General features: G+C 48.8%; 27 protein-coding genes. 13 read left to right on the top strand and 14 right to left on the bottom strand.

The window, feature by feature from the left end; genetic code table 11:
• Window positions 1-132 precede the first annotated feature (132 nt).
• From ompC to ttcA, 4 genes are all read left to right on the top strand, one after another.
• Window positions 133-1,263 (top strand): porin OmpC, encoded by a 1,131-nt coding sequence (ompC, locus tag M4I31_RS11135; RefSeq protein ID WP_038640818.1) that lies wholly within the window; start codon window positions 133-135, stop codon window positions 1,261-1,263.
• 146 nt (window positions 1,264-1,409) lie between these two features.
• The gene (locus tag M4I31_RS11130) at window positions 1,410-1,622 is read left to right on the top strand and encodes a KTSC domain-containing protein (protein ID WP_069324961.1); all 213 of its coding nucleotides are present in this window, start codon (window positions 1,410-1,412) and stop codon (window positions 1,620-1,622) included.
• Between the two features lie 81 nt (window positions 1,623-1,703).
• Window positions 1,704-2,138 (top strand): universal stress protein UspF, encoded by a 435-nt coding sequence (gene uspF / locus M4I31_RS11125; RefSeq protein WP_085048138.1) that lies wholly within the window; start codon window positions 1,704-1,706, stop codon window positions 2,136-2,138.
• 195 nt (window positions 2,139-2,333) lie between these two features.
• Window positions 2,334-3,269, top strand: a complete 936-nt coding sequence (gene ttcA / locus M4I31_RS11120) for a tRNA 2-thiocytidine(32) synthetase TtcA (RefSeq protein WP_038640822.1) — start codon at window positions 2,334-2,336, stop codon at window positions 3,267-3,269.
• Between the two features lie 48 nt (window positions 3,270-3,317).
• Here ttcA and dbpA read toward each other — a convergent pair whose 3' ends face one another.
• The 4 genes from dbpA to M4I31_RS11100 form a co-directional block, all read right to left on the bottom strand.
• Window positions 3,318-4,691: an ATP-dependent RNA helicase DbpA gene (gene dbpA / locus M4I31_RS11115; RefSeq protein WP_085048137.1), complete on the bottom strand. Its 1,374-nt coding sequence runs from the start codon at window positions 4,689-4,691 to the stop codon at window positions 3,318-3,320.
• A 28-nt stretch (window positions 4,692-4,719) separates the two neighbouring features.
• On the bottom strand, window positions 4,720-4,884 hold the full coding sequence (locus tag M4I31_RS11110; protein WP_369708829.1) for a hypothetical protein: 165 nt from the start codon (window positions 4,882-4,884) through the stop codon (window positions 4,720-4,722).
• Window positions 4,885-5,176: 292 nt separating this feature from the next.
• Window positions 5,177-6,160: a zinc transporter ZntB gene (gene zntB / locus M4I31_RS11105; RefSeq protein ID WP_038640826.1), complete on the bottom strand. Its 984-nt coding sequence runs from the start codon at window positions 6,158-6,160 to the stop codon at window positions 5,177-5,179.
• A 156-nt stretch (window positions 6,161-6,316) separates the two neighbouring features.
• On the bottom strand, window positions 6,317-7,426 hold the full coding sequence (locus M4I31_RS11100) for a methyl-accepting chemotaxis protein (RefSeq protein WP_085048265.1): 1,110 nt from the start codon (window positions 7,424-7,426) through the stop codon (window positions 6,317-6,319).
• A 713-nt stretch (window positions 7,427-8,139) separates the two neighbouring features.
• On the opposite strand from M4I31_RS11100, the gene M4I31_RS11095 reads away from it, so the two are divergent.
• A complete protein-coding gene (locus M4I31_RS11095; RefSeq protein ID WP_085048135.1) occupies window positions 8,140-9,372 on the top strand; it encodes a sensor domain-containing diguanylate cyclase in 1,233 nt (410 codons plus the stop codon).
• A 12-nt stretch (window positions 9,373-9,384) separates the two neighbouring features.
• Here M4I31_RS11095 and smrA read toward each other — a convergent pair whose 3' ends face one another.
• Entirely contained in the window at window positions 9,385-9,948 is a 564-nt protein-coding gene (gene smrA / locus M4I31_RS11090; RefSeq protein ID WP_038640833.1) for a DNA endonuclease SmrA, read from the bottom strand.
• Between the two features lie 213 nt (window positions 9,949-10,161).
• Between smrA and ogt the strand changes: the two genes are divergently transcribed.
• The 3 genes from ogt (at window position 10,162) to uspE (ending at window position 12,726) form a co-directional block, all read left to right on the top strand.
• Window positions 10,162-10,677 (top strand): methylated-DNA--[protein]-cysteine S-methyltransferase, encoded by a 516-nt coding sequence (gene ogt, locus M4I31_RS11085; protein ID WP_085048134.1) that lies wholly within the window; start codon window positions 10,162-10,164, stop codon window positions 10,675-10,677.
• Between the two features lie 194 nt (window positions 10,678-10,871).
• Window positions 10,872-11,624 (top strand): fumarate/nitrate reduction transcriptional regulator Fnr, encoded by a 753-nt coding sequence (gene fnr / locus M4I31_RS11080; RefSeq protein ID WP_003020397.1) that lies wholly within the window; start codon window positions 10,872-10,874, stop codon window positions 11,622-11,624.
• Between the two features lie 151 nt (window positions 11,625-11,775).
• Window positions 11,776-12,726: a universal stress protein UspE gene (gene uspE / locus M4I31_RS11075; RefSeq protein WP_038640838.1), complete on the top strand. Its 951-nt coding sequence runs from the start codon at window positions 11,776-11,778 to the stop codon at window positions 12,724-12,726.
• Window positions 12,727-12,773: 47 nt separating this feature from the next.
• Here uspE and M4I31_RS11070 read toward each other — a convergent pair whose 3' ends face one another.
• Window positions 12,774-13,034, bottom strand: a complete 261-nt coding sequence (locus M4I31_RS11070; RefSeq protein WP_038640840.1) for a DUF2534 family protein — start codon at window positions 13,032-13,034, stop codon at window positions 12,774-12,776.
• Window positions 13,035-13,278: 244 nt separating this feature from the next.
• Here M4I31_RS11070 and M4I31_RS11065 point away from each other — a divergent pair, with 244 nt between their 5' ends.
• On the top strand, window positions 13,279-14,310 hold the full coding sequence (locus M4I31_RS11065; protein WP_085048133.1) for a mechanosensitive ion channel family protein: 1,032 nt from the start codon (window positions 13,279-13,281) through the stop codon (window positions 14,308-14,310).
• A gap of 38 nt (window positions 14,311-14,348) precedes the next feature.
• On the opposite strand, the gene M4I31_RS11060 is transcribed toward M4I31_RS11065, so the two are convergent.
• The 3 genes from M4I31_RS11060 to M4I31_RS11050 form a co-directional block, all read right to left on the bottom strand.
• The gene (locus M4I31_RS11060; RefSeq protein ID WP_085048132.1) at window positions 14,349-15,401 is read right to left on the bottom strand and encodes an NAD(P)-dependent alcohol dehydrogenase; all 1,053 of its coding nucleotides are present in this window, start codon (window positions 15,399-15,401) and stop codon (window positions 14,349-14,351) included.
• 29 nt (window positions 15,402-15,430) lie between these two features.
• Entirely contained in the window at window positions 15,431-16,111 is a 681-nt protein-coding gene (locus tag M4I31_RS11055; RefSeq protein WP_256470074.1) for a carboxymuconolactone decarboxylase family protein, read from the bottom strand.
• A gap of 120 nt (window positions 16,112-16,231) precedes the next feature.
• On the bottom strand, window positions 16,232-16,615 hold the full coding sequence (locus M4I31_RS11050) for a VOC family protein (RefSeq protein WP_085048130.1): 384 nt from the start codon (window positions 16,613-16,615) through the stop codon (window positions 16,232-16,234).
• Between the two features lie 117 nt (window positions 16,616-16,732).
• Between M4I31_RS11050 and M4I31_RS11045 the strand changes: the two genes are divergently transcribed.
• Entirely contained in the window at window positions 16,733-17,503 is a 771-nt protein-coding gene (locus M4I31_RS11045) for a DeoR/GlpR family DNA-binding transcription regulator (RefSeq protein WP_085048129.1), read from the top strand.
• Window positions 17,504-17,529: 26 nt separating this feature from the next.
• Here M4I31_RS11045 and M4I31_RS11040 read toward each other — a convergent pair whose 3' ends face one another.
• Both M4I31_RS11040 and M4I31_RS11035 read right to left on the bottom strand, forming a co-directional pair.
• A complete protein-coding gene (locus tag M4I31_RS11040; RefSeq protein WP_085048128.1) occupies window positions 17,530-17,799 on the bottom strand; it encodes a Rho-binding antiterminator in 270 nt (89 codons plus the stop codon).
• A gap of 66 nt (window positions 17,800-17,865) precedes the next feature.
• Entirely contained in the window at window positions 17,866-18,096 is a 231-nt protein-coding gene (locus tag M4I31_RS11035) for a glutaredoxin domain-containing protein (RefSeq protein ID WP_085048127.1), read from the bottom strand.
• 116 nt (window positions 18,097-18,212) lie between these two features.
• Here M4I31_RS11035 and M4I31_RS11030 point away from each other — a divergent pair, with 116 nt between their 5' ends.
• Window positions 18,213-18,776, top strand: a complete 564-nt coding sequence (locus tag M4I31_RS11030) for a MarR family winged helix-turn-helix transcriptional regulator (RefSeq protein WP_038640857.1) — start codon at window positions 18,213-18,215, stop codon at window positions 18,774-18,776.
• Between the two features lie 85 nt (window positions 18,777-18,861).
• On the opposite strand, the gene M4I31_RS11025 is transcribed toward M4I31_RS11030, so the two are convergent.
• The 3 genes from M4I31_RS11025 to M4I31_RS11015 form a co-directional block, all read right to left on the bottom strand.
• Entirely contained in the window at window positions 18,862-19,731 is an 870-nt protein-coding gene (locus M4I31_RS11025; RefSeq protein ID WP_085048126.1) for an aldo/keto reductase, read from the bottom strand.
• Between the two features lie 408 nt (window positions 19,732-20,139).
• Window positions 20,140-21,549: a hypothetical protein gene (locus M4I31_RS11020; protein WP_085048125.1), complete on the bottom strand. Its 1,410-nt coding sequence runs from the start codon at window positions 21,547-21,549 to the stop codon at window positions 20,140-20,142.
• 613 nt (window positions 21,550-22,162) lie between these two features.
• Window positions 22,163-22,765, bottom strand: a complete 603-nt coding sequence (locus M4I31_RS11015) for a helix-turn-helix transcriptional regulator (RefSeq protein ID WP_085048124.1) — start codon at window positions 22,763-22,765, stop codon at window positions 22,163-22,165.
• A 43-nt stretch (window positions 22,766-22,808) separates the two neighbouring features.
• On the opposite strand from M4I31_RS11015, the gene M4I31_RS11010 reads away from it, so the two are divergent.
• Window positions 22,809-23,504, top strand: a complete 696-nt coding sequence (locus tag M4I31_RS11010; RefSeq protein WP_085048123.1) for a B3/4 domain-containing protein — start codon at window positions 22,809-22,811, stop codon at window positions 23,502-23,504.
• Between the two features lie 21 nt (window positions 23,505-23,525).
• Window positions 23,526-24,419, top strand: coding sequence for a dihydrodipicolinate synthase family protein (locus tag M4I31_RS11005; RefSeq protein ID WP_085048122.1), 894 nt, complete (start codon window positions 23,526-23,528; stop codon window positions 24,417-24,419).
• The last annotated feature ends 156 nt before the right edge of the window (window positions 24,420-24,575 follow it).

Raw genomic sequence — 24,575 nt, 5'->3', positions numbered from 1 at the left:
AATTATTTATTTAAGGTTTTACTTAAGACGTAACAATTCATATTTATCTGTTTACGGAACTTCTCCTTTAGCATGCTTTTACTCCCTACATGGGTAGTCACAGGTTAATAAAAAAACTAAAGGATTATTTCAATGAACAGAAAAGTACTGGCTCTCGTAATTCCTGCCCTGCTGGCTGCAGGCGCGGCTCACGCTGCTGAAGTTTATAATAAAGACGGCAACAAATTAGATCTCTATGGCAAAGTAGACGGCCTGCATTACTTCTCTGACGACGCGAACAGCGATGGCGATCAGACTTATATGCGTATGGGCTTCAAAGGCGAAACCCAGGTTAACGATATGATCACCGGCTATGGCCAGTGGGAATATCAGGTTCAGGCTAACACTACCGAAAACGATAAAGGTAACTCCTGGACTCGTCTGGCGTTCGCGGGTATTAAAGTTGGTGACTACGGCTCATTCGACTACGGTCGTAACTACGGCGTACTGTACGATGTGGAAGCCTGGACCGATATGCTGCCAGAATTCGGTGGTGACTCCTACACCAAAGCGGATAACTTCATGACCGGTCGTGCTAACGGCGTAGCGACCTACCGTAACACCGACTTCTTTGGTCTGGTTGACGGTCTGAACGTTGCACTGCAGTATCAGGGCGCGAACGAACAGACAAGTGATGAGCAGGAAGGCACCAACAATGGTGGCGACCGTAATGTGAAGAATTCCAACGGTGACGGTTTCGGTATCTCCTCTACCTACGATCTGGGTATGGGCGTAACCTTCGGTGCTGCCTATACCTCTTCTGACCGTACCAACGAGCAGGTGAACCATTCTACCGCTGGCGGCGATAAAGCTGACGCGTGGACTGCTGGCCTGAAATACGATGCGAATAACATCTACCTGGCAACCATGTACTCCGAAACCCGTAATATGACCCCGTACGGCGGCTCTGACGGTAGTGATTACACTATTGCCAACAAAACTCAGAACTTCGAAGTTACTGCGCAATACCAATTCGATTTCGGTCTGCGTCCGGAAGTGTCTTTCCTGATGTCTAAAGGTAGCGATCTGGCTACTGTAAATGGTAACGATGATAAAGATCTGGTTAAATATGCTTCTGTAGGTGCGACTTACTTCTTCAACAAAAACTTCTCCACCTACGTTGATTACAAAATCAACCTGCTGGACGAAGACGACAGCTTCTACACTCGCAATGACATCTCTACCGATGACACTGTAGCTCTGGGTATGGTTTACCAGTTCTAATTTTGTCAGCCCGCCGGCAACGGCGGGTTTTCTTTCTGTTATCGCAATTCTGTTTTATCCAGATCAAAACATTATATCTGTTGCTTCAAAACACATCCCTGATAGATGATATATTGCATAAAGACCTGTAGTAGAGGATACCTGCAATGAATCATCACCCTGTAAAATCATCCCGTATTGCATCCGTCGGTTATGACGAATCCTCCTGCACGCTTGAAATTCGCTTTCATCAATTGTCTACACTGCAATACCAGCATGTGCCTGCCCGTATTTTTCGTGATTTCCTGAGCGTAGTCTCTAAAGGTCGATTTTATGATGGGGTAATAAAAGGAAAATTCCCTGAAATCAAAATAAAGTGATGCCAAAATGTGATCTTTGTCATTGTACATAAAGTGCCATTACGCGGTAAGCTTTAGATGGATACTTAAACAGGAGGTTTTATGAACAGAACGATTCTTGTACCCATCGATATTTCAGACTCAGAATTAACTCAACGCGTTATTGCCCATGTTGAAGCAGAAGCAAAAATTGACGATGCGCAGGTCCATTTTTTGACCGTTATTCCGTCACTGCCCTATTACGCTTCCCTGGGACTGGCCTACTCGGCAGAGTTGCCGGCCATGGACGATCTGAAAGCCGAAGCGAAATCTCAACTGGAAGAGATTATCAAGAAGTTCAATATCCCAACGGACAGAGTGCACGTTCATGTCGCGGAAGGTGCGCCGAAAGATAAAATTCTGGAGATGGCTAAAAAATTACCGGCTGATATGGTCGTTATCGCTTCTCACCGACCTGACATCACCACTTACCTGCTGGGTTCTAACGCCGCGGCCGTGGTGCGTCATGCTGAGTGTTCAGTTCTGGTTGTCCGCTAAGCTGTCTGGCCCGCACATCGTGGCGGGCTTTTTGTTTTCCCCTTCATACCCCGATTCCTGTCCTAAATGTGCTGACATTTTTCCCGCTTATCCGTACCATACACGCCACGGTTTTTATATCAGACTTCTTTTGCCGGACTATCCGGCGTGATGCATACTCTTCTGATGCCACACTATGAATTGAGCCTCTATTAAATGTCGCAAAATCAAGATATTAGCAAGAAAGAACAATACAACCTGAACAAATTGCAAAAACGTCTGCGTCGCAACGTGGGCGAAGCGATTGCCGACTTCAATATGATCGAAGACGGCGATCGCATTATGGTGTGCCTTTCCGGAGGGAAAGACAGCTACACCATGCTGGAGATCCTGCGTAATTTGCAGCAAAGCGCCCCGATCAGTTTTTCCTTAGTTGCGGTTAACCTCGATCAGAAACAACCCGGCTTCCCCGAGCATATTCTGCCGGAGTATCTACAACAGTTGGGTGTTGAGTATAAAATCGTCGAAGAAAACACCTACGGGATCGTCAAAGATAAAATTCCTGAAGGCAAAACGACCTGCTCGCTCTGCTCTCGCCTGCGTCGCGGCATTCTGTACCGCACGGCAACCGAGTTAGGCGCCACCAAGATTGCGCTCGGCCACCATCGTGATGACATCCTGCAAACGCTGTTTTTAAACATGTTCTACGGCGGGAAAATGAAAGGTATGCCGCCGAAGCTGATGAGCGATGACGGTAAGCACATCGTGATCCGTCCACTGGCCTACTGCCGTGAGAAAGATATTGAACGTTTCTCCGAAGCGAAAGGTTTCCCGATTATTCCGTGTAACCTGTGCGGCTCCCAGCCTAATCTGCAACGTCAGGTCATCGCTGATATGCTGCGCGACTGGGACAAACGCTATCCAGGCCGCATTGAAACCATGTTCAGCGCAATGCAGAACGTTGTGCCTTCTCATTTGAGTGATATCAATCTGTTCGATTTTAAAGGCATTAAACACGGTTCAGAGGTGGTGGACGGTGGTGATTTAGCGTTTGACCGCGAAGAGATCCCGCTGCAACCCGCGGGCTGGCAGCCAGAAGAGGATGATACCCAACTGGATGCGCTGCGCCTGAACGTGGTGGAAGTGAAGTAACTTATCATGCCGGATAAACGGAGCGCCATCAGGCGCTCCGACGCGCATTTATTTCAATAAACGAACGCGGCAGGTCTTGCCTTTAATCTTACCGTTTTGCAATTGTTTCCATGCCTTATGCGCCACAGTCTGGCGAACAGCGACGTAAACATGCGCCGGATGGACGGCGATTTTGCCGATATCAGCGCCAGCCAGACCAATATCACCGGTCAGAGCGCCCAGAACATCGCCGGGACGCATTTTAGCCTTTTTACCGCCATCAATGCATAACGTGGCCATCTCAGCGTCCAGCGGCAGAATTGAACCATTGCCCGGCGCAGGCAACCAGTTCAGTTTTAGCTGCAGCATTTCAGCCAGGATATTGGCACGTTGCGCTTCTTCCGGCGCGCAGAAGCTAATCGCCAGACCGCTGTTGCCAGCGCGAGCGGTACGGCCAATACGATGGACATGAACTTCCGGATCCCACGCCAGTTCGAAATTAACCACCAGTTCCAGCGACTTGATATCCAGGCCACGCGCGGCCACATCGGTAGCGACCAGTACACGTGCGCTACCGTTGGCAAAACGTACCAGCGTCTGATCGCGATCGCGCTGTTCAAGATCGCCATGCAATGAGAGTGCGCTTTGCCCCGCCGCATTCAGTGCATCGCATACGGCCTGACAATCTTTTTTGGTATTACAAAAAACCACACAGGATGCAGGCTGGTGCTGGCTGAGCAATTTTTGCAGCAACGGAATTTTGCCGTGGCTGGACGTTTCAAAAAACTGCTGTTCAATAGCTGGCAGCGCATCAACCGTATCAATTTCGATCGTTAGCGGATCTTTCTGTACCCGGCCGCTGATGGCGGCAATCGCCTCCGGCCAGGTCGCAGAAAAAAGCAAGGTCTGACGTGACGCAGGCGCAAAGCGGATCACCTCATCAATCGCGTCGCTAAACCCCATATCCAGCATACGGTCGGCTTCATCCATCACCAGCGTATTTAGGGCATCCAGAGAAACGGTGCCTTTTTGCAGGTGGTCAAGTAAACGCCCCGGCGTGGCGACAATAATATGTGGCGCATGTTGCAGGGAGTCACGCTGTGCGCCAAAGGGCTGGCCGCCGCACAGGGTTAAGATCTTAGTATTTGGCAGAAAGCGCGCTAAACGACGCAGTTCCCCTGCCACCTGGTCGGCAAGCTCACGCGTTGGGCACAGCACCAGAGACTGCGTCTGAAACAGCGCGGCATCAATATGCTGCAACAACCCCAGACCAAAAGCAGCCGTTTTGCCACTGCCGGTTTTAGCCTGCACGCGAACATCCCTCCCCGCCAGGATTGCCGGTAACGCAGCAGCCTGAACAGGCGTCATTTCAAGGTAGCCCAGCTCGTTGAGGTTCTCGAGTTGGGCGGCAGGTAAAACATTCAGGGTTGAAAAAGCGGTCACAATTTAATCTCGCGGTAAAAACTCACATTCAGCAGGCGCGTATCCTCGCAGATCTGCGCCCGCGATGCGACAATTTAATCGGCTCCTCATCCGGTGGCGGATCCGGCATCGGCTGCGGACGAGGTAGCGGATCGGGAACAGGAACCGGGTCGGTGGGTAGCGAATCAGCGTTTGGTACTTGCCACTGTAGCATTGCAATCAGACAGGTCATATAGCCCTCCAGTCATCAGGTTGACTCTTTTAGGGTAGACGCTGATTTCCTGCAGGCAAAAAAAAGCCGACTAATCTAAGTCGGCGTCGTACGAATCAATTGTGCTATGCAGTAATTCAAAAAAGGAAGTAAGACAATATGGAGCGCAACGCCCATCGCTTGACGTTGCATTCACCTGCGAGTGAGATATTGCCCCGAATAGGTAGATGGTTTATTGACTTCGCTCAAAAACCTGGCCGTTTTCATGCGCAAAAGCCACTAAAAAATGTTGTTGTTACAACCATTTACTACGATGCAACCATAAAGTAACACCACCAATCAGGACCACTAACAGAATACAGAAAAATGAGAAACCAAACTGCCAGCCGCCGCCGGGGATACCACCGAGGTTAACGCCAAACAGTCCGGTTAAAAATGTACTGGGTAGGAAAACCATCGCCATCAAGGACATTGTATAGGTTCGGCGCGCCAGAGACTCCTGCATAACCTGCGCAATTTCGTCCGCCATGATACCGGTCCGGGCGATACAGGCGTCTATCTCATCCAGCCCTCTTCCCAACCTGTCGGCGATATCCTGCATCCGTCGCCGATGATCGTCGGTCATCCAGGCTAAACGCTCACTCGCCAGGCGCGCATAGACATCGCGCTGAGGCGCCATATAGCGGCGCATCACAATCAGTTGCTTGCGCAGTAATGCCAGGAACCCACGCGGGGGGATTTGCTGATCGAGCAGGTTATCCTCCAGGTCTATAATCTTGTCGTGCAGTTGCTCGATAAACTCGCTGGCATGATCGGTTAACGCATCGCAGACATCCACCAGCCAGCTACCGCAGTCAGCCGGCCCTGTACCTTCCTGGAGATCGCTGACCACATCATCCAGTGCCAGTACTTTGCGCTGGCGCGTTGAGACAATCAGACGTTCATCCATATATAAGCGCATAGCGACCAGTTGGTCAGGTCGCTCGTCGGTGCTGCCATTAATACAACGCAGCGTGATCAACGTACCTTCCCCGACTCTGCTTACACGTGGGCGCGTACTTTCACCCGCCAGCGCATCACGCACATTATTAGGAAGCAGAGGCGTGGTCGCCAGCCATTGCGCACTTTCAGAATGGGTATAATTAAGATGCAGCCAGCAGGGATGCTGAGCGTCGATAACATCGTTATTTTCCAGCGTTTTCACCCCGCCACGGCCATCCAGCAGCCAGGCAAACACGGCATCCGGCACATTAACATCCGTTCCCTTAATGGCTTCCACAGCGCCTCCACAAACATTCAGCTTTTTTCGATAGTCTAGCCGTCAGAATGGGTTAAGCAATATCTCATTGTCCCATTGCGCTGAAATGATTCATAAAAGTATCTGATAACAGAAAAAGCGCCGACGAATGCGACGCTTGTGGTGAGAGAGATCCTGTTATGCTCGCTGGCGTATTGCAGGCTCAAGAGTTTTACTTAAGCGAAATTGATGGGTTCGGGACTGGAGATCAATCACCTGGTTTTTCAGGATGCCCGAGGAATCAGAAAGCTCATCCACCATGGCGGCATTACTTTGGGTTACGTTCTCCAGTTCGGCCAGAGCATGAGTGATCCTGATAATCCCTTTCTCCTGCTCCTGGGTGGTCGTTAATATCTCGCCCATCAACTGGCTTAATTGTCCGGCGCCCCCGACGATATCCTGCATATTTTTTTCTGCTTCGCGTACGATAGCCGCGCCTTGCTGAACATTTTGATGAGTCTGGGCAATCAGCTGTTTAATATTTTTAGCTGCATCTGCGCTGCGGTGCGCCAGCTTCCTTACTTCACCAGCCACAACGGAAAACCCTTTTCCATGCTCCCCGGCCCTCGCCGCTTCCACCGCTGCATTCAATGCCAGAATATTTGTCTGGAATGCGATACCATCTATCAGCGTAATAATTTCGGTCATCTGCTCCGCGCATTCGGTGATTGAACGCATATTTGCCGCTACCTGCACCATTAGTTCTCCTCCCTGTCGGGCGCACTGCGTAGCAATTGTCGCCTGAGCGCTGGCTATTTGCGTGTTATCAGCATTATTTCGCGTATTCACCGCGATCTCATCCATGTTGGCAGCCGTCTGCATTAATGCTCCGGATTGCTGTTCTGTTTTCACTGAAAGCACAGCGCTGCGTTCTGCAAGCTGTTCTGAGAGCGCCATCGCCGTTTGTGAGGATATCCTGATCTCATTCACAAGTGTTGAAATATTACTTGATAAGCTATTGATGCCTGGTATAAGTCTACCCGCGCAGTTATTACCAAATTCTGGAATGCTGATCGCCAGATTTCCGGACGTAACCTCTTCAATACTTCTTTTAACCGTATTAATCGGCATCACCAGATATTTGGTCATATACCACCACAGACATAATAGAGAAATAATGCTTACCGAATTGCTGCCAATAATAACATCAATACCGGCTGCAAGTATTATCTCCACCACATTAAGAGTCACTGCTGTTATTACCAGAAATAAAACAATAAAAGTCCTGACGCTAATATTATTTAACATTTTAGCCCTGTTTACCAAGAAAATGAGGTGAATATTATTTTTTATAGCACCTGCCATGCAAATTGCCATTACCCTGATACAAAAGGCGAATATTCAATAAGAGTCGGCAGCCCTTTCACTTAAATCACAGAATGATGCTGATTATTTGTCTTAATCTGGTGGTTTGCTCTACAAAAAATGATTGCCAGGCTTGTTATCAGATTATTGTGATGGTGAGCACGCAGAGAATACAAAATGTACAGAATTATAATTAGCATGAATGCTTATATAAGCATTACCGCATTAATATCAATATTTTCATGTTCTAACTAATACACATTGTAAAAGCATGAGTACAGCAAGGTGGCGATCTCTGGCCGACGTTGATCTACCTTCTGGCGGGTATCTGGTGGCGCGACAGTGTGTATGGGGATCACCATTTTTATTGATGATTCCAGCGCCATTCATTCAAATATATTGATGATTAAATCACGTCCAGCACTGACATTAAAAATTGAAAGTCTATTTGCCAAAGATTTTAGCGATAACAGTAAAAATACCAAAATAGTGTCTACTATTATTGGCATAGCCTGTAGCATGAACTGATAACAACATCAGACTAAAGCCAGTTGTATCCCCTTGTCTCACCGACAATCAATAACATTATGAGACGGTAATATAAAAACATTCGCCATTAAATGGGCAACACAGCAGATAAGATAACGGGATTATCGATGAGTATAACCGCGCTGCACTCACTGGACTTATTAACTCTTCCGGTGTGGATTGTTTCACCACATACCGAAGAACTTGTGTTCGCTAATACCGTTGCACGGGAGCTAATGCAGGATTCCTGTTTTGCTACACTGCGAAAAGGCATATTCTCGACATATGCCCAAAATGATTTAACCATGTATCTCAGTGACTTGAAAAATCATCACCCTATTGTGGAAATTCTCACGGTTTATCGCAACGGTGAAGAAATCGCGATGGCCAGCCGCCTGTCCATTAAGTCGCTCCCGGATATGGGGGACATCATTATTTTCGAAGGCATTGAAACACCGACCGCGCAGGGGTTGAAAGCCAGTCGTTCTGCGAACTATCAGCGAAACAAGCAGGGATTTTACGCGCGCTTCTTCCAGACCAATGCGGCGCCGATGTTACTTATCGATCCGTCCCGCGATGGTTTGATCGTCGATGCGAATCTCAGCGCACTGAATTTTTATGGTTACAGCCATGATGTGATGTGCCAGAAACATACATGGGAAATCAACATGCTGGGCCGTCATATCCTACCGGTGATGCATGAAATCGCCCACCTGCCCGGCGGTCATAAGCCCTTGCATTTTGTCCATAAGCTTGCAGATGGCTCCTTACGTCACGTACAAACTTATGCCGGGCCGATCGAAATCTACAGCAATAAGCTCATGCTGTGCATTATTCATGACATTACTGAACAAAAAAGGCTGGAGCAGGAACTCGAACAAGCGGCCCTGCGTGACGCCCTGACCGGATTACTGAACCGCCGACATTTTTATCAGGTAACCGAACCACATCAGACGCACGCGATGTCATTGACGCAGGACTACAGCCTGCTGTTAATCGACACCGATCGCTTTAAAAGCATTAACGATCTCTTCGGTCATTTAAGAGGTGACGATGTGCTTTGCGCTCTGGCGCGAACGCTGGAGTCCTGCGCGAGAAAAGACGACCTAATTTTTCGCTGGGGAGGTGAAGAGTTTGTACTCCTTCTGCCGCGAACCTCACTGGAGGTTGCCCTTAATCTCGCAGAAGTAATACGCGCGGCGGTGGCCAAGGTGACGCTTCCTGGCCTTCCCCGCTTTACCGTCAGCATTGGCGTTGCGCGGCACGAAACGAATGAAAGCATCGATGAGCTATTCAAACGCGTTGACGACGCGCTGTACAAAGCCAAAAACGAAGGGCGGAACCGGGTGCTGGCCGCCTGATGTTTATGTCGGTCAGCGACTGCGCTTAGCGTGACGCTCCCAGTTCTCCTGTTTTGCCTGCGCGGTTTTACGTAATGCCACATAGCATGCTCCGCTGCCGCCGTGATGCGGCAGTGCGGCGCAGTAGGCTTGTACATCTTCAAATTCCGTCAGCCAACGCGCTACATAGCTGCGAACAATGTTGGCATGAGAATTATCGTCGCGCCCCTTGCCGTGTATCACCAACACGTTACGCAATCCTTCTTGCTGCGCCTGCAGAATAAAACTGAAGAGCATCTGACGACAGGTTTCAACGGGCTGACGGACGAGATTGAGACTCGCCTGCTGCGGATATTTACCGGTTCGTAGTTTGTCAGTCACACCGTGCTGCAAACCTTCGCGGCGAAACTCCAATGGTACGCTCAACGGGACAATATCGAGAAAACCCGTTGAGAGAAAATTATCCAATTGCAGCGTATCAATACGAGCCGGAGCGCGGAGATTGCGTGTGGGCTGCCAGTGCACCTCGGTGCGGCTTTTCAGCGGTTGAACATCCCCCATCGCGTCAAGAAACAACGATGCGTCATCAAGGTTCATGTTTCATCCTCCAGCGTATTGCGACGGGTCTTATCATAACCGTGCACTATTATACCGACAACGGTTTACGATTATTTCCAATAATTCACCAGGTTCACGCAGTGGAAGCGATCTACTTCCAACAAACGGATATCCATTTTAGAGGTATAGCTGCGACGATAACTGGCGTGATAATGTGTCATCTTGCCTGTAATGTTGCAATGAGAGAAACGGATGCTGAACTTACTGGAAGACACCATCGCCACTCCGCTGGGCCCGCTGTGGATCATTTGCGATGAGCAATTTCGTCTGCGCGCGGTCGAATGGGATCAACACAGCGATCGTATGGTGCAGTTGCTGGACATTCATTACCGCGATGAAGGTTATCAGCGTATCGCTGCCAAAAACCCTGGCGGATTGAGTGATAAGCTGGCTGAATATTTTGCCGGCAACCTTAGCATTATTGACACACTGGAAACCGCCACCGCGGGTACCCCCTTCCAGCGTGAAGTCTGGCAAGCGTTACGTACCATTCCCTGTGGACAAGTCATGCATTATGGTCAACTGGCCGAACAACTGGGACGCCCTGGCGCTGCCAGAGCCGTCGGGGCGGCGAATGGGTCAAACCCGGTAAGTATTGTCGTGCCTTGTCATCGCGTCATTGGGCGTAACGGTACTATGACTGGATATGCCGGCGGTGTGCAGCGAAAAGAGTGGCTATTGCGTCATGAAGGCTATTTACTACTCTAGAATCCAGGCAATTAATGCCTTATTCATCACACTTCCACATAATACAGCCTTAAATAAAGTACGGTTAATCAGGTAGATACAAACATTCAACCCAGTTATGCCTGAATTATTCTCTATTGGGAGTAGCTCAGGCTTACGTGCTCACCAAAAAGATGTTAAAATTGACAAATATCAATTACGGCTTGAGCAGACCTATGATCCCGGAAAAGCGAATTATACGGCGCATTCAGTCTGGCGGTTGTGCTATCCATTGCCAGGATTGCAGCATCAGCCAGCTTTGCATCCCGTTCACACTTAACGAGCATGAGCTTGACCAGCTCGATAACATCATCGAGCGCAAAAAGCCTATCCAAAAGGGGCAGACGCTCTTTAAAGCAGGTGATGAACTTAAATCACTCTATGCTATCCGCTCCGGAACGATTAAAAGCTATACCATTACCGAGCAAGGCGATGAGCAAATCACCGGTTTCCATCTGGCAGGTGACCTGGTAGGTTTTGACGCGATTGGCAGCGGTCATCACCCGAGCTTTGCCCAGGCTCTGGAAACCTCAATGGTATGTGAGATTCCTTTCGAAACTCTGGATGACCTGTCCGGCAAAATGCCGAATCTGCGTCAACAGATGATGCGTCTGATGAGTGGCGAAATCAAAGGCGACCAGGACATGATCCTGCTGTTGTCGAAGAAAAACGCTGAAGAGCGCCTGGCGGCCTTTATTTACAATTTGTCCCGCCGCTTCGCCCAGCGTGGATTCTCGCCTCGTGAATTCCGTCTGACCATGACTCGTGGCGACATCGGTAACTACCTCGGTCTGACGGTTGAAACTATTAGCCGCCTGCTGGGGCGTTTCCAGAAAAGCGGTATGCTGGCGGTAAAAGGCAAATACATCACTATTGAGAATAGCGATGCGCTGGCAGTTCTTGCTGGCCACACGCGTAACGTTGCATAATCGTTCTGCAAGTATCTCTGTTATCCTTCTGTCAAATCACTAAATTTTCCCGATTTATTGATCTGGCAGGAGGTTCTCCCCTGTTTCAATCCACATTATTGGGTTACTCTTTTAATTACAAACTGCGATGACAGTTGTAAGGAGACCCTGTATGGCTATGTATAAAAATATGCTGGTCGTCATCGACCCTAACCAGGACGATCAACCAGCATTACGGCGAGCTGTTTATTTGCATCAACGGATTGGTGGCAAAATTAAAGCCTTTTTGCCGATCTATGACTTTTCCTATGAGATGACTACCCTGCTGTCGCCCGATGAGCGTACAGCAATGCGTCAGGGTGTCATCAGCCAGCGAACAGCGTGGATTCGTGAACAAGCGAAATACTACATCGAAGCAGGGATCCCTATTGAGATCAAAGTGGTCTGGCACAACCGTCCCTTTGAAGCCATCATCCAGGAAGTCATTAGCGCCAGGCATGACCTGGTGCTAAAAATGGCGCACCAACACGACCGTCTGGAAGCCGTAATTTTCACCCCGACCGACTGGCATTTATTGCGTAAATGCCCAAGCCCGGTGTGGATGGTTAAAGACCAGCCGTGGCCTGAAGGCGGTAAAGCCCTGGTTGCGGTGAACCTCGCCAGTGAAGAGGCCTATCACAACGCGCTCAATGAAAAACTGGTCAAAGAAACGCTGCAACTGGCGGAACAGGTTAACCATACCGAAGTGCATCTGGTTGGCGCCTACCCTGTTACCCCCATAAACATTGCGATTGAGCTCCCTGAATTTGATCCCAGCGTATATAACGATGCGATCCGTGGACAGCATCTGCTGGCAATGAAGGCATTACGCCAGAAATTCAGTATCGATGAGAAAGTAACGCACGTTGAAAAAGGATTGCCTGAAGAGGTTATTCCTGATTTAGCCGAACACTTACAGGCGGGCATCGTGGTCCTGGGTACCGTCGGACGTACCGGTATCTCTGCTGCATTCCTCGGTAATACTGCTGAGCAGGTTATCGATCATCTACGCTGTGACCTGCTGGTTATCAAGCCGGATCAGTATCAGACGCCAGTTGAACTGGATGACGACGAAGACGACTAACCACACCATACAATGCCGGATGGATATTCATCCGGCATGACAAACACTCAGTGTTTCTCGTCGCCACCAAGGAAATAGATGCCCAGCGGGATGGCCAGCAGAATGGTAAACACCATGCTGTAGACACAAATCATTGCAGATTGAATGGCATACATTGAGGCGGTCCAGTCGGATAGCGGAATGTCATACTGTTCAATAACGCCGCCGATCGTCGCTCGCGTGACTACCGACGCTGCGATAATAAACACTCCAAGCAGGCACAACAAAAACTTTCGTCCCTTCGCTGTCTTCAGCTTAGCCATGATCATAGTACTGTCCTTTTGCAGATGAAAATCTTGTTACTTTGCGCTAACAATACCATGACATCAGCTTACTGTCTGCTACATAACGCCCCTTCATCAGTGACGCCTGCGTGATTGCGCTGAAAATAGCGCTGATTGCATTATTTCTCTCGCCCTTTGATTAATGATCTGAGCGCCAAAACTGCGTAAAATATCCGATGAGCGGGATGTCAGATGATATTTAGCAACCACGGAGCTGCCAGGAAGGATCATGATCGCTGAACTGTTTATGAATAATGCGTTTAATTTGACGGTAATTCTCAGTTGCTTTACCGCACTGGTGCTGATGAGCGTTTGGTTTCACCGTGGTAAAAGACGTTGCAAAGGGTTCATATTTCATGCGGCACAATTTTTCGTCTATGCCATTATCATTGGAACCTTCGGCAGTATTGCCAATAACGTGATCGAGAGTTACGACCTGAAATTTATCTCTCCCAGCGTAGTCGATTTTATCTGCACCTCGTTAATTGCGCTGATTCTGACAATCAAACTTTTTCTGGTGATTAATCAGTTTGAAAAGACGCAGATTAATAAAGGCAGAGATATTACCAGCGCGAGGATCCTGTCGCGGATCATTAAGATTACCATCGTGGTCGCCATCATTTTGCTGTATGGCGAACATTTCGGCATGAGCTTATCGGGTCTGCTAACCTTTGGCGGCATCGGTGGTATCGCTGTAGGTATGGCAGGTAAAGACATTCTGAGCAATTTTTTCTCCGGCATTATGCTCTATTTCGACAGACCGTTTAGCATCGGTGACTGGATCCGTTCCCCGGACCGTAATATTGAAGGCACAGTGACAGAAATTGGCTGGCGAATGACCAAAATAAACACCTTCGATCATCGCCCCTTGTACGTCCCAAACTCGATTTTCTCCTCAATCAGCGTAGAAAATCCAGGGCGTATGACCAACAGAAGAATCAAAACGGTGATCGGATTGCGATATGAAGATGCCGATAAAATTGGGGCAGTTGTCGAGGCGGTCAGACAAATGCTGCAAAATCATCCGGGGATAGACCAGAAACAAACTCTACTGGTCTATTTCAATGAATTTGCTGATTCATCGTTAAATATCATGGTGTACTGCTTCACGAAAACTACCGTATGGCAGGAATGGCTTGCGGTACAACAGGACGTTTATTTGAAAATTATTTCGATAGTCCAGACAAACGGCGCCGACTTCGCCTTCCCCAGCCAGACGCTGTATATGGATAATCCTGAAGTATCGCCATCGACACACTAACAAACGTAAAGACGCGGAAATCCGCGTCTTTTTTAGCGTTATTTCAGCGAGGCAATATCAATCACAAAGCGGTATTTCACATCGCTTTTCAACATCCGCTGCCAGGCGCTATTAATATCCTGAATATTGATCACTTCGACATCGGCTGTAATACCATGCTGGCCGCAAAAATCTAACATTTCCTGCGTTTCTGCAATCCCACCGATAACCGAACCCGCGACGGATTTCCGCCCGAGAATCAGTGGAACCGTATTCAGGAACGGATCCAATGCGCCCAGATAGCCAACCAGCACCAGCGTACCGCTTAGCGCCAACGTTGGGATATAGGGATTCAGGTCGTGGACATACGGGACAGTATCAATAATCAGATCAAACTGATTACCGGCGGCCTTCATCTGCTCAGGGTCAGTGGAAAGCACAACGTGACTGGCACCCAGACGTCTGGCATCTGCTTCTTTATCTGGCGAACGCGTGAACAGCGTAACTTCAGCCCCCAATGCGTTAGCGAGTTTGATGGCCATATGCCCGAGGCCGCCCAACCCAACAACCGCGACTTTACTGCCCTCTCCAACCTGCCAGTGACGCAGCGGCGACCATGTGGTGATCCCGGCACAAAGCAGCGGCGCGGCGCCGCGTAAATCTATCCCTTCTGGAACCTTCACAACAAACTTTTCGGTAACGACAATCTTGTCGGAATAGCCCCCGAAGGTAGGCAGGCCATCATGACGATCGATATCGTTATACGTGAGCGTGTTACCCTCTTCGCAATATTGCTCTAGCCCCTGTTCGCAGGCGCTACAGTGCTGGCATGAGTCAACCATGCAGCCAACCCCGGCGAGATCGCCTACGGCAAATTTGGTCACCGACTTCCCGACATGCACCACACGGCCAATGATTTCGTGTCCCGGCACCATCGGATACTTAGCCCCGCCCCAGTCATTATAGGCATTGTGGATATCTGAGTGACAAACACCGCTGTATAAGATATCAATCACCACGTCATCTTCGCGCGGATCGCGACGAACAAAGCTGTGTGGAACCAGATCTTCTTTCACCGCCAGAGCGGCATAACCCTTCACGTTCATGACCATTAAGATTTCCTCAGGGATTAGGTATTACCTTAACCGCGACATTCATCAACAACCGCGCGGGCATTAGTTGCTATCTCACTACCACAATGCTGTTCGAGTATTGCAATAAATTCAATGAGTTGGTCAGTGGTAATGCCGATATTCAGACAGATAGCAAAATGGCTCTTCAGTTGACTGTCCACACCGCCTAATGCCGCTAACGCAGAAATCGTCGCCAGCTCCCGCATCTTCCAGTTGAGGACATCACGCTGAAAAATATCGCCAAATAAATGTGCCTTTAGCCAGACATCAATAGCAGGCGCAAAATCGAACAGCGGCCCACTGACCGGATGTCCGACGAGCTGGGTCTGGGTGCAACTCCCCGCCAGGAAACTGTCCCAGCCCTCCGTCGGCGGCGTGGCCGGATTTCCCTCTGGGTCGGTAATTCCTCTTTCTCTACGGTTTTTAACCACGGACATTAAACAAGCAAGTCCGTTCAGGCTGCGGGGGAAACCGCAGTAAGCATAGAGCTGTTGCAGAATTTCCTTCGCTTCATTGAGGGTGAGTCCCGCATCCAGCCCGGCATTTAATGCTGCATCCAGTTTTTCACTCTGACCTGTAGCGGTGAACGCGGCAATAGGTATGATTGCCTGCTGTCTGGCATCCAGATGATGTTGCATGTTTGATTCTCCAAAATAACGCCAGCGTACTGCCGGTGGGTACTGAAACAGTAAAATTATAGAGACCCAACGCACCGATGATTAGAGGGTTAAATAAGAACGAACCTATGAACAATATTCATCAATAATCAGCCACCGATGCCATTTATCAGCTGGGAAATTTGTACAACTTTAGGCGACAATCTCAATGAAATTACCATCAGGATCTCGTATTACCGCTTCGTAATAGCCATCACCGGTAGTTCGTGGAGCAGAAATTAAAATCCCCTGTTCCTGAGCGCGTTTCGCGATGGCATCAACTTTTGCCGCGCAGCCGACAGAGAGTGCAAGGTGCACCCATCCGCAGGTATTATTGTCTGGCTGCCATCTTGTCAGGCCCGGTTTGGTCATTATTTCAATCGCAATCTCATCACCAATACGAACAAAATAAGATTCAAATCCAGGGTTGGTTTTACTGCAGTATTTTTCGTTAATCTTGCCGTCAAAGAACGTGACCCAGAAACGCGCTTGCTGCTCGAGATCCTGTGTCCATAAAGCCATATGCGCAATCTTCATCGCGAACCTCTTCTCGTTATATTCCGAACAGTATGTTCTCAAGAATGTTGACATCGTTAATCATAATGCACGATCATGCGTGATTCTGCTCGATATTTTTATTTAACTGGAGTATTTATGCTCGATTATGCTGCTTTCCCGGAACAGCGCCAGGCGCTTATCTATCAGATCTTGCAGGAAAACGGCAGAGTTATTTGTTCCGAGCTCGCCAGTCGGTTAGGCGTTTCTGAACATACGATCCGCCGCGACCTGCATGAGCTGAGTAAAGATGGCGTGTGTAAAAAGGTTTATGGCGGCGCGGTCATTACCCTTCCTGAATCCGAAGACATCGCCGTACGCAAGAGCATTAATATGGCGAAAAAAAGCAGTATCGCGCAGAGGTGCGCCCGGTTGGTCAAATCCGGAAGCTGCATTTTTATCGACACGGGCAGCACAAATTTAGCGATGGCTGAAGCTCTGCCCGCCGAACTGGCATTAACCGTAGTGACCAACTCACCAGAGATTGCCGCCGTTTTGCTGGAAAAACCGCTGTTTGAGGTCATCATGTTGGGCGGCGCGGTGCAGAGATCCTCGGGAGGATGTGTGGGGTCCACCGCTACCGCACAAGTGCAGAACATCTTATTCGATCAGGGATTTATTGGCGGCTGCGCGATGTCGCCAGAATCCGGCTTAACCGGATTTGATTATGCGGATTGCGAGTTCAAAAAGGCGGTAATCAAACAGTGCAATGAAACTATCGTCGCACTGACGGCGGAAAAGATCCCGGCCGTCGCCCGTTATGTCGTCACCGAAAGCAGCAATATTGATGTGATTGTCGTGGAGGAAAATATCAGCAAAGAGTATGCCACGGCTTTCCAGGCGCATGACATTCGTATTTATACCGTATAGCAGCAGCGAATTTGTTGCGTCGTTACTCAACGAAAGCTCACGACGCTAAACGTCGCCCCGGCCGTCAGCGTAGCGATCGCAGACAAACGATCCAGACGAATTTTTTGTTGGTCGTCATGGCATTCCACCAGCAGAAATTCTTCTTTATCTCTGGTGGTGCAGGTGGTCAACGCTCTGGCATCCATACACGTGCCATCGGTTAGCTCAATACGCAACCAATAATGGTACAGGCAGGCGACCTCCAGATAATCATGAAGATCGCAATCTATCGGATGGTATTTTCCCGTCGCATTCATAACGTCTCTTCCTTACAGCTCCGTATGTTCGGGAAATTGCTTATGCCACTTCCCGAACGCACCGGGTTATTTCAGCGCTTCAATGGGGGCGCCAAAATTGATATGCAGCACATTGCCGTCGATCACCAGCGCCGGAACGGACTTCACGCCAGCCAGTTCGGCTTCCGCAACCCGGCCAGGTTGTTCTCCCAGATGAATAACATCGATTTCAACATCAGAGGACAGATGCTGAAGCAGCGCTTGTTCTGCGGAAACGCAAACCGGGCAACCGGCATGATAAAAACGGGCTTTCGTCATGATGGATCTCCTTTTAAATTATAGTATCGACTCGATACTATAATTCATGCTACGCCACTTTTATGCTTTGTCAATATAGTTTTTAATCGATACTATATATCGAGGAGGAAGTTGTTATGCACGATATGTCACTTTTCGATGTCCTGGACAGGCTTTCCAGCCTGACACGGATGTGGTTTCGCCAACATCCATTACTGGCGGATCTGCAGCCGGTACAACTCAGCGCGTTAATGTATCTGGCCCGTTGCAACCGTTATTCCAATACGCCGCTTGGCGTAACGGACTACCTCGGTCTCACCAAAGGCACCGTATCGCAATCGCTGAAGCTCCTGGAAAGCAAAGGACTGATTGTTCGCAAGCAGGATGCCCGCGATAAACGCAGCGTACATTTACAGTTAACTGAATCAGCCGGTACGTTACTGGATGCCCTGCTCCCGCCGACGTTTTTAGTGGCAGGTGAAACGGCGATGGGTGAACGCGCGACGGTACTTAAAGAGCTACTATTTGAACTGTTACGTGGGATCCAGCGGACTAACAATGTGCCTGGCTTTGGTCTTTGCCATAGCTGTCGATTCCACCAAAAAACGGGTGGACAGGGATTTTGTAATCTGACGAAAGAGGTGTTAAGTGAAGAGGATTCGTTGCTGATTTGCCGGGAACACCAGCCCCCGGAAACCTAAAATGGCTGGCGGAAAATCACACCAGCCATTTTAACGCAGGCAAAAAAGTTGTCCGTTTTACGAGCTCGCGACGTTTTCAACACGGTCAGTCGTGGATTTTAACGCCAAGGCAGCCGCGAACGAATTCAGGATTAAAATGCTTCACCGCCTCACCCACATAGCCTAGATCCAGCGCGCTGATTTGCGCCATTTCACTATCCGTGAGTGAGAAATCCCAGATGGCAAAATTCTCTGCAATACGCTCCTGCCGGGTGGATTTAGGAATCACCGTCACGCCGCGCTGCACGTTCCAGCGCAGAACAACCTGAGCAACGGTTTTTTTGTGGGTATCCGCAATCCCCTGAAGCATTTCATCTTCATATGGTTTATGCCTCCCACCGCCTAACGGCGCCCAGGCTTCAGGCTGAACGTTGTAGCGCTTCATCGTTTCAATGGCTACAGGTTGCGCAAAGTAAGGATGCAATTCGACCTGGTTCACCATCGGCTGAATTCTGACGGTTTCACAGAAGTTAGCTAACACATGCGCATAGAAGTTGGAGACGCCAATGGCCTTCAGTTTACCGGCTTCATAAGCCTCTTCCAGAGCGCGCCAGGCGCTGAAATAATCGCCCATGGCCTGATGCAATAAATAAAGATCAAAATATTCCAGGCCCGATTTTTTCAGCGACGCCTCAATACCGGCTTTAGCCATATCGTAGTTGGCCATATCCTGGACCCACAGCTTAGAAGTGATAAATAACTCCTCGCGGGTACACAAACCTTCGGCGATGGCTTCACGAACGGCCCCACCCACGGCATCTTCATTGCTGTATACGGCTGCGGTATCGATGAGGCGGTAACCGGTGCGAATAGCGCTTAAAACCGACTGCTTACACTCTTCCTTATCGGTGACCTTAAAAACGCCAAAACCAACCATCGGCATTCTGCAGTTGTTACTTAGTACTGAGTATTCCACGGCCTAGCCCCTGTCATGTTAAAACACTATTTTAGGCCAGAAACCCCGCCGTGATTACCCAGTCATCTCTGATTTGACCTATGCATGGCATTCATTAATACAGATGAGGTTGTTCTGTTAAAGATGAGGGTAAGAAAGGATAAAGGCTGCGATATCAGCCTTTATGAACGCATCAGGACAGGACTGGCTCTACGGAACCAACATGGCATATGAACCTAATTCATGGTTCCGGACATAGCCCCTTCTGGTCGACACTATAAACTCTGAGTAATGTTGTAGTCTGCATAACAGACTACAACATTCAGATGAGATCAAACTAATGATGCCACCTTTAATGGTGGCACCTGATCTGTAATACGTAACCATCAGCCATCGTCTGTATCCGTTTAAAGGATCCAGATGATGGTTTTACTGATTAAATCTTTCTTTAATGTGATTATCGCTTTTAACAAAAAAGTAGCACATCCCCATTACAACAAATATGAAACCGGAGCCAACGACCCAGTAACCGGGACCAAAGGCCTGGGGGTTCAGTATCATGTATATCAGGGATCCAATAGAGCAAAGCAAGACGCCTGTGCGTAAAACCCATTGGATAAGTTTTGTCTGTTCATCCTTCAGTAAATGCTGGGCAAACAACATAACAACCATAATAGCCGGAAATAATATCAAACTGACATCAAGATGCAGCATGCGGAATGCAAAACCATACTCCCCTAGTGGCACAGGGTTAGCTGAGTTATAAAGATCGGCTCGATACTCTTCCAGGAACCCCATACCTGCTACGGTAATCACTATGCTACACCATGTAAGGAAGATCCCCATAAGAGTGTACTTGCTGGATTTGTTTAGTTTGACGCCATTTTTCCCTTTTCCGAAAAGTATTGCGCCAATCAGAAGTAAACCGCCACATAAAATAAAGGTACCGATTGTAAAATCACCTAAATCAATACCAGCCACACTATGGCCTCTGGGTTCAAAGAATCCTTTTTCTGTAAATATATGAGGGATCTGTAAATGAGAACCACCGAAACCTGATACCACTAAAATAATAACAACAGCAACCAGCCCAAAAATAACCAGCCATTCACCAGTTGCTTTTATCTTTGCAGCATATCCGGATAAATATCTCCCGTATCTCCAGGTCACTGCCGACAGTATAAGACCAATGACAGCCACTACCATCATGTCAGAGTGAGAGCGTAGTAAATTGTCCTGCCATTCCGGTAGGGTATAACCAATCTTACCAGCATACCAACCTAATATTCCCAGCCAATCGCCAAAATCAAGAATGAACCCGGCTAAATCGCCAATCAGTGCGGCAATGACAGCTGTGCAGGATGCGGCTATAACCAGATAATATGTTCGTGATGACTTTAATTCTTTATTTTTTGACAGAATAAGTCCTGATAACATTGTTATCAGTATCACATCAAGCGATAAAAAAGAAAGAATTTGGTACCACAATGCAAGCTTGCTGTATTCCATAGAACGATTGATCGCACCACCACTTACACCAATTAAAATTGTGGCGATTGTGCAATAGAAAATAATTTTTTTGAATTTTCCGTCAAGACCATAAATCTGACTAACCAGTAGAGCAGTCAGACCAGCAAGACCTACAGACAAGCCATGAAAATACATTATTCTTGAGTAATCTACGGGAGTTACTCTGTCCACAAAAATAGAAAAAGGATTTGAAATAAAAACACTGCATACTGCATAAATGACCAGAATGATGAGTAGCCATTTAATTACCTGTGGCCAGCTATGTTTCCCCAGACCTGGTTCAGGTTCATAGTCCGTTGGTTTTATCATGTATGTTATCTCTGTTATGGCTTTTGCTGAGATTTTTGAACACGTGCCAGTGAGTCAAACTGACAGAGCAGTAAGACCAGTGGCCGCGTTTTCTTCTTCAAATTGCCTTATTAGTCCAAATATCTTTGTATAAAGTACCTTGCTCCTGGAGATCAGCCAGTGTGATCGTCAGGATCTGTTGGTCATATTATTGGTATAATAAGGTCAGTATATTGACCAAGATCTATAAATCTTTTGAAAGGTGACTCCAAAAAACGCAGATTATGTATGTATGACTCAGCAAGTCAGAAACGTTAATGACAGAATAGGCATAACAATAAAAACCCATAAAATCATATGGTTATATTCATCACCATAGCTTTAAGGGAGGTACTGTTGTCTGGAGATAGTCAAAACAAAGCAGGTCAGTGATTGAACAGCATCGCTATGCGATGAAAATGCCCGAGAGGCTGGTATTCTTCACCAGCCTTCAGTTTCCGGAGATAACAAAGCACGGGATCTGACAGACAGGTATATCGGGAACAAAGCCAGCCCGTAGTTATCTCTGAGAAATAGATCTTGAGCGTATGTCCGGACGATTTTTATCCCTACACATCTCACTCTTACGAGTTACTCAGGATGCTTTCTCATTCACTGTCATGATAAATATCAGTGGGCTCTCACCCCGGTTTTCATAGAAATGAGGGACATCCGTTTTGGCCGTTGCAGAACAACCGGAATTAACCAGATACAGATGCTCTTGTACGCCAAGCGTGAGCGTCCCCGTTTGTACATAAAACAATTCAAGTGTTCCCGTAGAGTGACCGGGAGAAGCAAACTTTTCTCCTGGCTGCATTTCCCACATCCAGAGCTCTGTCATATCCGGCCCCCCGGAACCAGCAAGAAGCCTTGCTCTTCCTCCTTTGTCGCCTTTCCAGAGTTCAGGGATCTCACCTTCAGCAATAAGATGGACGGTTGGTTTTGTTCCTACATCGACAAAATCAGCCACCGATACCCCCATTGCGGCTGCCAGACGGCATAACAGCGCAATACTGGGATTGGCCTTACATCCTTCAATCTCGACCAGCGCTCCCTTACTGACATTTGCCTGCCTGGACAGCTCATCAAGCGACATTTTTTTTTGTTTACGGTACTGCTTAATTCGCTGCGAAACAGCTTCATTGACGGTGCTGACATCCGCACCCGCATCGGTCATTAAGTTGACTTTTTTGGTCATTGGTCGATATCATAAAATAAATTGGTCATTACAGGATTATCCCGTGTTAACACATTCTCCGTCAATTGCCCCGGAAGTTTATCGTACTGCTCCCGGTTTTCGAGCGCTTAGTATCTACGTAAAAGCCGCGCCGGTACTGAATCCTGACGTTGGCAGGGCCGCCTTGCTGGAAGCTTGTGAGGCGGTTCTGGCAGGCAGACCGGAATGGGCGGAGTCTCATCTGGCCGCATGGGCTGGCGTTTTTCAATCATTTGGCGCCAAACCAAAGCGCACGCCTTGTTCAGCTGATGCGCTACGTAAGCGCGTGCTTCGTGATGGGATGATGCCAGCACTGGATCCTGTTGTTGATCTTTATAACGCCGTCAGCCTCCGCTATGCCGTTCCGGTTGGTGGCGAGAATATTTCCGCTTACCAGGGTATTCCGCGTCTGACCATTGCGGAAGGTACCGAGCCCTTTGACACGATGAAAGAAGGCACACCTGTTATCGAGTATCCCTCCCCCGGAGAGGTTATCTGGCGTGACAATGCTGGCGTCACCTGCCGTCGCTGGAACTGGAGGCAAGGGATAAGGACACGTTTAAGTGTTGAAGCGCAGCAAATGTGGTTTATTCTGGAAAGTCTGCCACAGATGCCGCTGGAAAAGCTTCATGAAGCAGGAAGAATGCTGACTGACGGTCTGGAAGAAATGATGCCGGGTCTGTGGTTTGAAAATACTCTCATCGAAGATCAGCACCAGTAATCTTATTCAGGACAAACACCTATGTTTACTGGCTTGTCTGCGTTTCCCTTAACTCCAGTCACCACCAGCGGCGTGGATGAAAAGGGCTTCAGTCATATTCTTTCTCGCCTAACAGAAGCCCGGGTTGATTCTATGGGTATCCTGGGGTCAACCGGAAGCTACGCTTATCTGACCCGGGAGCAACGCAAGCGCATCGCGACTCTGGCAACACAGCACGCCGGAGAGATCCCTGTCATGGTGTGTGTGGGAGCTGTCAGCACGGAAGCCATCCTGCATCTGTCAGACGATGCGCAAGCCGCGGGCGCAAGTGCCCTGCTGCTCCCGGCTGTCAGCTACCAGCCGCTCCGTGACGAAGAAGTCTTCGCACTATTTGAGACCGTTACCCGACACGCGTCTGTGCCGGTGTGCATCTATGATAACCCGGGCACCACACATTTTACCTTTACGGATGAACTGCACGGGCGTCTATCCTCACTGGAGGGGGTTCGCTCGGTCAAGCTCCCTGGTGTCCCGGATAGCCCGACTGCAGCGAGAGAGCGGGTAGAGGGATTGCGTCAACACCTGCGCCCTGACGTAACCATCGGTATCAGTGGGGATGCTTATGCCGGGCTGGGATTAAACGCCGGCTGCGAAGTGTGGTACTCCGTTAGCGGTGGTTTGTTTCCGGTGATGGCGAAACAAATTACTGACGCAGCGGCGGCGAACGATCATGAACGCGTTACTGCCCTGACAACGCGCCTTGAGCCATTGTGGGCGCTTTTCCGTAAACATGGCGGAAGCATCCGCGTTATTGCTGCTGCCGCAGGCGTGCTTGGACTTACCGATACGGACTGCCTCCCTCGCCCCCTGCAGCCTTTGTCAGCAGGTGATATCGCGGATATTGCCCGTGTGATAACCACACTGGAGCTGAAATAACCGCCCTTGAGGACCGGCTGTCTGCCGGTCCTTATGAAACCTGACCGGGCAATAACCTTCATGACGATCCTTCGGTGTACAAACGCTCCTGCAAAGGCAACTCTCGCACGCTATGCTCTGGCCGTAACGACCAGCGGGTCACCGCCTGACCGCCCT

It is taken from the genome of Citrobacter sp. XT1-2-2, from assembly GCF_023516235.1.
GTDB lineage: Bacteria > Pseudomonadota > Gammaproteobacteria > Enterobacterales > Enterobacteriaceae > Citrobacter > Citrobacter werkmanii.
This window is presented reverse-complemented; position numbering and strand designations above follow the sequence as displayed.

Bases quoted from the DNA above. Each gene is read 5' to 3' on its own strand.
- ompC (WP_038640818.1), top strand. From the start codon at position 133: ATGAACAGAAAAGTACTGGCTCTCGTAATTCCTGCCCTGCTGGCTGCA.
- M4I31_RS11130 (WP_069324961.1), top strand. From the start codon at position 1,410: ATGAATCATCACCCTGTAAAATCATCCCGTATTGCATCCGTCGGTTAT.
- uspF (WP_085048138.1), top strand. From the start codon at position 1,704: ATGAACAGAACGATTCTTGTACCCATCGATATTTCAGACTCAGAATTA.
- ttcA (WP_038640822.1), top strand. From the start codon at position 2,334: ATGTCGCAAAATCAAGATATTAGCAAGAAAGAACAATACAACCTGAAC.
- M4I31_RS11110 (WP_369708829.1), bottom strand. From the start codon at position 4,884: ATGCTACAGTGGCAAGTACCAAACGCTGATTCGCTACCCACCGACCCG.
- M4I31_RS11100 (WP_085048265.1), bottom strand. From the start codon at position 7,426: ATGTTAAATAATATTAGCGTCAGGACTTTTATTGTTTTATTTCTGGTA.
- M4I31_RS11095 (WP_085048135.1), top strand. From the start codon at position 8,140: ATGAGTATAACCGCGCTGCACTCACTGGACTTATTAACTCTTCCGGTG.
- smrA (WP_038640833.1), bottom strand. From the start codon at position 9,948: ATGAACCTTGATGACGCATCGTTGTTTCTTGACGCGATGGGGGATGTT.
- ogt (WP_085048134.1), top strand. From the start codon at position 10,162: ATGCTGAACTTACTGGAAGACACCATCGCCACTCCGCTGGGCCCGCTG.
- fnr (WP_003020397.1), top strand. From the start codon at position 10,872: ATGATCCCGGAAAAGCGAATTATACGGCGCATTCAGTCTGGCGGTTGT.
- uspE (WP_038640838.1), top strand. From the start codon at position 11,776: ATGGCTATGTATAAAAATATGCTGGTCGTCATCGACCCTAACCAGGAC.
- M4I31_RS11070 (WP_038640840.1), bottom strand. From the start codon at position 13,034: ATGATCATGGCTAAGCTGAAGACAGCGAAGGGACGAAAGTTTTTGTTG.
- M4I31_RS11065 (WP_085048133.1), top strand. From the start codon at position 13,279: ATGATCGCTGAACTGTTTATGAATAATGCGTTTAATTTGACGGTAATT.
- M4I31_RS11060 (WP_085048132.1), bottom strand. From the start codon at position 15,401: ATGGTCATGAACGTGAAGGGTTATGCCGCTCTGGCGGTGAAAGAAGAT.
- M4I31_RS11050 (WP_085048130.1), bottom strand. From the start codon at position 16,615: ATGAAGATTGCGCATATGGCTTTATGGACACAGGATCTCGAGCAGCAA.
- M4I31_RS11045 (WP_085048129.1), top strand. From the start codon at position 16,733: ATGCTCGATTATGCTGCTTTCCCGGAACAGCGCCAGGCGCTTATCTAT.
- M4I31_RS11040 (WP_085048128.1), bottom strand. From the start codon at position 17,799: ATGAATGCGACGGGAAAATACCATCCGATAGATTGCGATCTTCATGAT.
- M4I31_RS11035 (WP_085048127.1), bottom strand. From the start codon at position 18,096: ATGACGAAAGCCCGTTTTTATCATGCCGGTTGCCCGGTTTGCGTTTCC.
- M4I31_RS11030 (WP_038640857.1), top strand. From the start codon at position 18,213: ATGCACGATATGTCACTTTTCGATGTCCTGGACAGGCTTTCCAGCCTG.
- M4I31_RS11020 (WP_085048125.1), bottom strand. From the start codon at position 21,549: ATGATAAAACCAACGGACTATGAACCTGAACCAGGTCTGGGGAAACAT.
- M4I31_RS11015 (WP_085048124.1), bottom strand. From the start codon at position 22,765: ATGACCAAAAAAGTCAACTTAATGACCGATGCGGGTGCGGATGTCAGC.
- M4I31_RS11005 (WP_085048122.1), top strand. From the start codon at position 23,526: ATGTTTACTGGCTTGTCTGCGTTTCCCTTAACTCCAGTCACCACCAGC.